3 protein-coding genes are annotated in these 4,194 nt (G+C 76.8%); 1 reads left to right on the forward strand and 2 read right to left on the reverse strand.

The genetic code is table 11. The features are described from left to right. Positions 1 to 62: 62 nt before the first annotated feature. Both GTR00_RS15770 and GTR00_RS15775 read right to left on the reverse strand, forming a co-directional pair. Positions 63 to 236, reverse strand: coding sequence for a CsbD family protein (locus GTR00_RS15770; protein ID WP_166612545.1), 174 nt, complete (start codon positions 234 to 236; stop codon positions 63 to 65). 77 nt (positions 237 to 313) lie between these two features. Continuing rightward, complete coding sequence (locus tag GTR00_RS15775) at positions 314 to 3,280, reverse strand: glycoside hydrolase family 2 TIM barrel-domain containing protein (RefSeq protein WP_166612546.1); 2,967 nt, start codon at positions 3,278 to 3,280, stop codon at positions 314 to 316. Between the two features lie 162 nt (positions 3,281 to 3,442). Between GTR00_RS15775 and GTR00_RS15780 the strand changes: the two genes are divergently transcribed. After that, a partial coding sequence (locus tag GTR00_RS15780; protein WP_166612547.1) for a DeoR/GlpR family DNA-binding transcription regulator occupies positions 3,443 to 4,194 on the forward strand: 752 nt, incomplete at its 3' end.

The raw sequence follows: 4,194 nt of genomic DNA on the forward strand, positions 1-4,194 counted from the left end.
CGGGGGTCCCGGGCGCGGCGACGCCCCCGCACCGGAGCCGGTGCGGGGGCGTCGGGGACGGCTCAGCCCTTGAAGGCGTCCTTGACGTGCTCGCCGCGCTGCTTGAGGTCGGCGGCCGTCTGGTCGCCCTTGCCCTCGGCGCGCAGCTCCTCGTCGCCCGCGGCGCCGCCGGCGGCCTCCTTGGCCTTGCCGCTGACGCCCTGGGCCGCGTTCTTGATCTTGTCGGTCGCGCTCATCGTGGTCCCCCTCCTCGATCGGTGCCCCCAGTGCAGCACCGCCGCGGGCACCCCGCACCCGGGGGCGCCCGCGGCGCTCAGCCCAGCGGGCGCAGCACCAGGGAGAACGTGCGCGGCGCGGCCTCCAGGCGGTGCTGCGGCAGCGCGCCGGGCCCGCAGGAGCCGGTGCCGATGCCGTGCTGGGCCACGTCCAGGTGCAGGTGCACCGACCCGGAGTCGGCCAGCTCCGGGGTGTGCGCGGCGGCGTCGAGCTCGGCGGTGCTCCAGCGGCGGGCGCTGAGCGCCACCACCGGCTCGCCCTCCACGCGCAGCCCCCCGGCGGGGCCGCGCAGCTCCGCCCAGCGCACGTCGGCGCGGCGGCCGTTCTCCTGCGGGCGCACGTAGGGCGTCTGCAGCTCCTCCACGGTGGCGGTGAAGCGGCCGACGCGGGTGGCGACGCCGGTGTCGGCGTACGCCTCCCCCGGCCCGCGCCCGAACCACGTCACCTCCCGCAGGCCGTGCGGCAGGCGCAGCCGCACGCCCAGGCGCGGCAGCGGCGCGCCCAGCGGGCCGCCGGGCAGGTCCGGGGCGAACTCCACCGCGAGCCGCACCGCGCCGGTGGTGTCGGCGGACCAGCGCAGCACGGCGACGAAACCGGTGTCGGTGCCGGCGGCGGCGGTGCGGGTGGTGACGACGAACTCCTCGCCGCTCACCACGGCCGAGGCGGTGCGGGTGCGCAGCCGGTCCAGGCCGAGCCGGCGCCAGGTGCGCTCCAGGGCCTCGCCGTGCAGGCCGGCGTCGTTGTCGGTGGGCGCGCGCCACAGGTCCAGCACGGGCCCCTCCTGCACGGCCAGACCGCCCAGGGAGCGCAGCGCACCGGTGCGCGCGTCCAGGACGGCCGCGCCGAGCAGGACGTCCGCGCCGCGGCGCACCGGGGCCACCGCCGCGCCGCGCGCGGCGGGCGCCGGCGGGGACAGCCGCACCTGGCCGGTGGACAGGACGTGCCCGGCCGGCGCCCAGGAGGTGCCGGCGGCCAGGGCGGCGGTGACGGTGAACCACCGCTCCCCCGCGGCCGGCGCCAGGGCGAGCACCTCCTCGGGCAGCTCCAGCAGCGCGGACTCGCGCGGGCCGAGCTCGGGGGTGCGCAGGGCGCCGGCGGCCACCTGCTCGCCCTCGTCCTGCACGCTCCAGGTCAGTGCGACGTGGGAGAGGTCCACGACGTCGTAGCGGTTCGTCAGCCGCAGCAGGTCCCCGGCGGGGGTGCCCTCGACGGTGAAGCGCACCTGGGAGACGACGGCGGCGTAGTCGAGCAGGCCGGGCGAGGGGGTGCGGTCGGGCAGCACCAGGCCGTCGGCGACGAAGTTGCCGTCGTGCAGCTCCTCGCCGAAGTCGCCGCCGTAGGCGAAGCGCTCGCGCCCGGCGGCGTCGCGCTGGCGCAGGCCGTGGTCGATCCACTCCCACACGAAACCGCCCATGCAGCGGTCGGAGGACTCGAAGAGCTCCTGGTACTCCACCAGCCCGCCGGGGCCGTTGCCCATCGCGTGGGCGTACTCGCACTGCACGAACGGCATCGCGCGGCGGCGGGTGTCGAGGTCGGCGTCGGCGAGCTGCTCCTCGGCGCGCTGGGCGATGGCGGCGACCTCCTCGTGGGAGGCGTACATGCGCGAGTAGACGTCCACGTAGGGGCTGTCCCAGTCGTGCTCGTAGTGCACGGGGCGGGAGGGGTCGCGGTCCTTCAGCCACGCGGACATCGCGCGCAGGTTCTGCCCGGTGCCGCTCTCGTTGCCCAGCGACCACAGCACGATCGAGGGGTGGTTCTTGTCGCGCTCGACGGTGCGGCGCACCCGGTCCAGGTACGCCTCGCGCCAGGCGGGGTCGTCGCTGGGGTTGCCGCGCCAGCCCAGGTCCACGAACCCGTGGGTCTCCAGGTCGCACTCGAGCACCACCCACAGGCCGTGCTCGTCGCACAGCTCCAGGAACCGCGGGTGGGGCGGGTAGTGGCTGGTGCGCACGGCGTTGACGTTGTGCCGCTTCATGAGCAGCACGTCGGCGAGCATCTCCTCCTCGCTCAGGGTGCGGCCGGTGTCGGGGGAGAACTCGTGGCGGTTCACCCCGCGCAGCTTCACGGGGCGGGCGTTGACGGTGAACACCCCGTCGACGATCTCCACGCGGCGGAAACCCACCCGCAGCCGGGTGCGCTCGCCGGCGGCGACGACCTCGGCGTCGTACAGGCGCGGCGCCTCCGCGGACCAGGGCTGCACGCCGTCGAGCTCGACCTCCTCGCCGGCGGCGGCGTCCACGCCCAGCTCGGGCAGCAGCACCCGGGCGGCCACGGGTCCCCCGTCGGCGCCGGTGGCCTCCACGCGCAGCAGGCCGCGGCCGGTGGCGGCGTCGTAGTCGGCGCGGGCGAAGACGTCCTCGGCGGCGCCGGCGGGGCGGGCCAGCAGGGTGACGTCGCGGAAGATCCCCGACAGCCACCACATGTCCTGGTCCTCCAGGTAGCTGCCGGAGGACCACTGGTGCACCCGCACGGCGAGGACGTGCTCGCCGGCGGCGCCCCCGCCGGCGGCCAGGGCAGCGGTGACGTCGAACTCCACGGCCAGGCGGCTGCCCACGGAGCGGCCGACCTCCACGCCGTCGACCCAGGCGGTGAACGCGGAGTCCACGCCGTCGAAGCGCAGCACGGCGCGGGTGCCGGCGCCGTCGAGGAAGCCGGCGGGCAGGGTGAAGGTGCGCCGGTGGTCGCCGGTGGGGTTCTCGTCGGGCACGTGGGGCGGCTCGACGGGGAAGGGGTAGACGACGTTGGTGTAGGCGGGCGCGCCCCAGCCCTGCAGCTGCCAGTGGCCCGGGACGGTGATCGAGCCCCAGGTGGAGTCGTCGAGGGCGGGGTCGGCGAGGTCGGCGGGGGTGTCGGCGCGCTCGGCGCACCGGAAGCGCCAGCGCCCGTCCAGGGGCACGGCGGGCGCGTCGGTGCGCGTCCACGCGCGCGCCGGCAGCGCTCCCCGCGAGGGGGCGTGCTCCTCGAACCACCTCGTGCGAACGGCGTCGTCCGGTGCGTGGGTCACGTCCTCGACCCTCTCCCGCCCCGACGCCCGCGTCAACCACCGCCGCACAGGCCCGAACACTCCGGGCGTCCGCACGTGTTCGTCCGTGTTCGTCCGTGTTGACTCCCGGCGGCGCGGGCGGCATCCTCGACGGGTCGGCACCGAGCAGGAGGGAGCGCTGACGTGCTCGCCCGCAGCCGCCAGGAAGCGATCCTCGACGCCGTGCGCCGCCACGGCAGCGTGCGCGTGTCCGACCTCGTCGAGCAGCTCGGCGTCTCCGACATGACGGTGCGCCGCGACATCGGCGAGCTGTCCCGCCGCGGGCTGGTCGACCGCGTCCACGGCGGCGCCGCGCGCCCCAGCAGCAGCACCGAACCCGGCTTCGCGGCCAAGTCGGCGCTGCGCACCGCGCAGAAGCGCGCCATCGGCGCGCTGGCCGCCTCCCTGGTCGAGCCCGGCGCCTCCGTGGCGCTGTCGGCGGGCACCACCACCGTGGAGGTCGCCCGCCACCTGCGCGACGTGCCCGGCCTGACCGTCGTGACGAACTCCCCGCCCGCGGCGCAGCTGCTGCACGACCCCGCCCGCACCGACCGCACCGTCCTGCTCACCGGCGGCGTGCGCACCCCCTCCGACGCCCTCGTCGGGCCGGTGGCGGTGCGCAGCCTGCAGGACCTGCACGTGGACCACCTCTTCCTCGGCGTGCACGGCCTGGACGCGCGCGCGGGGCTGACCACCCCCAACCTCGTGGAGGGCGAGACCGGCCGCGCCCTGGTGGCCGCCGCCGCCTCCGTGGTGGTGGTGGCCGACTCCACCAAGTGGGGCGTGGTCGGCCTCACCACCATCGCCGCGCTGGAGGACGTCGACGTCCTCGTCAGCGACGACGGCCTGCCGAGCGCCGCCCGCCGCGAGCTGGCCGAGCGCTCCGGGCACCTGCG

The sequence above is a fragment of the Kineococcus indalonis genome (genome assembly GCF_009906395.1).
GTDB lineage: Bacteria > Actinomycetota > Actinomycetes > Actinomycetales > Kineococcaceae > Kineococcus > Kineococcus indalonis.

Coding starts and splice junctions, on each gene's coding strand:
- GTR00_RS15770 (WP_166612545.1), bottom strand. CDS start 236: ATGAGCGCGACCGACAAGATCAAGAACGCGGCCCAGGGCGTCAGCGGC.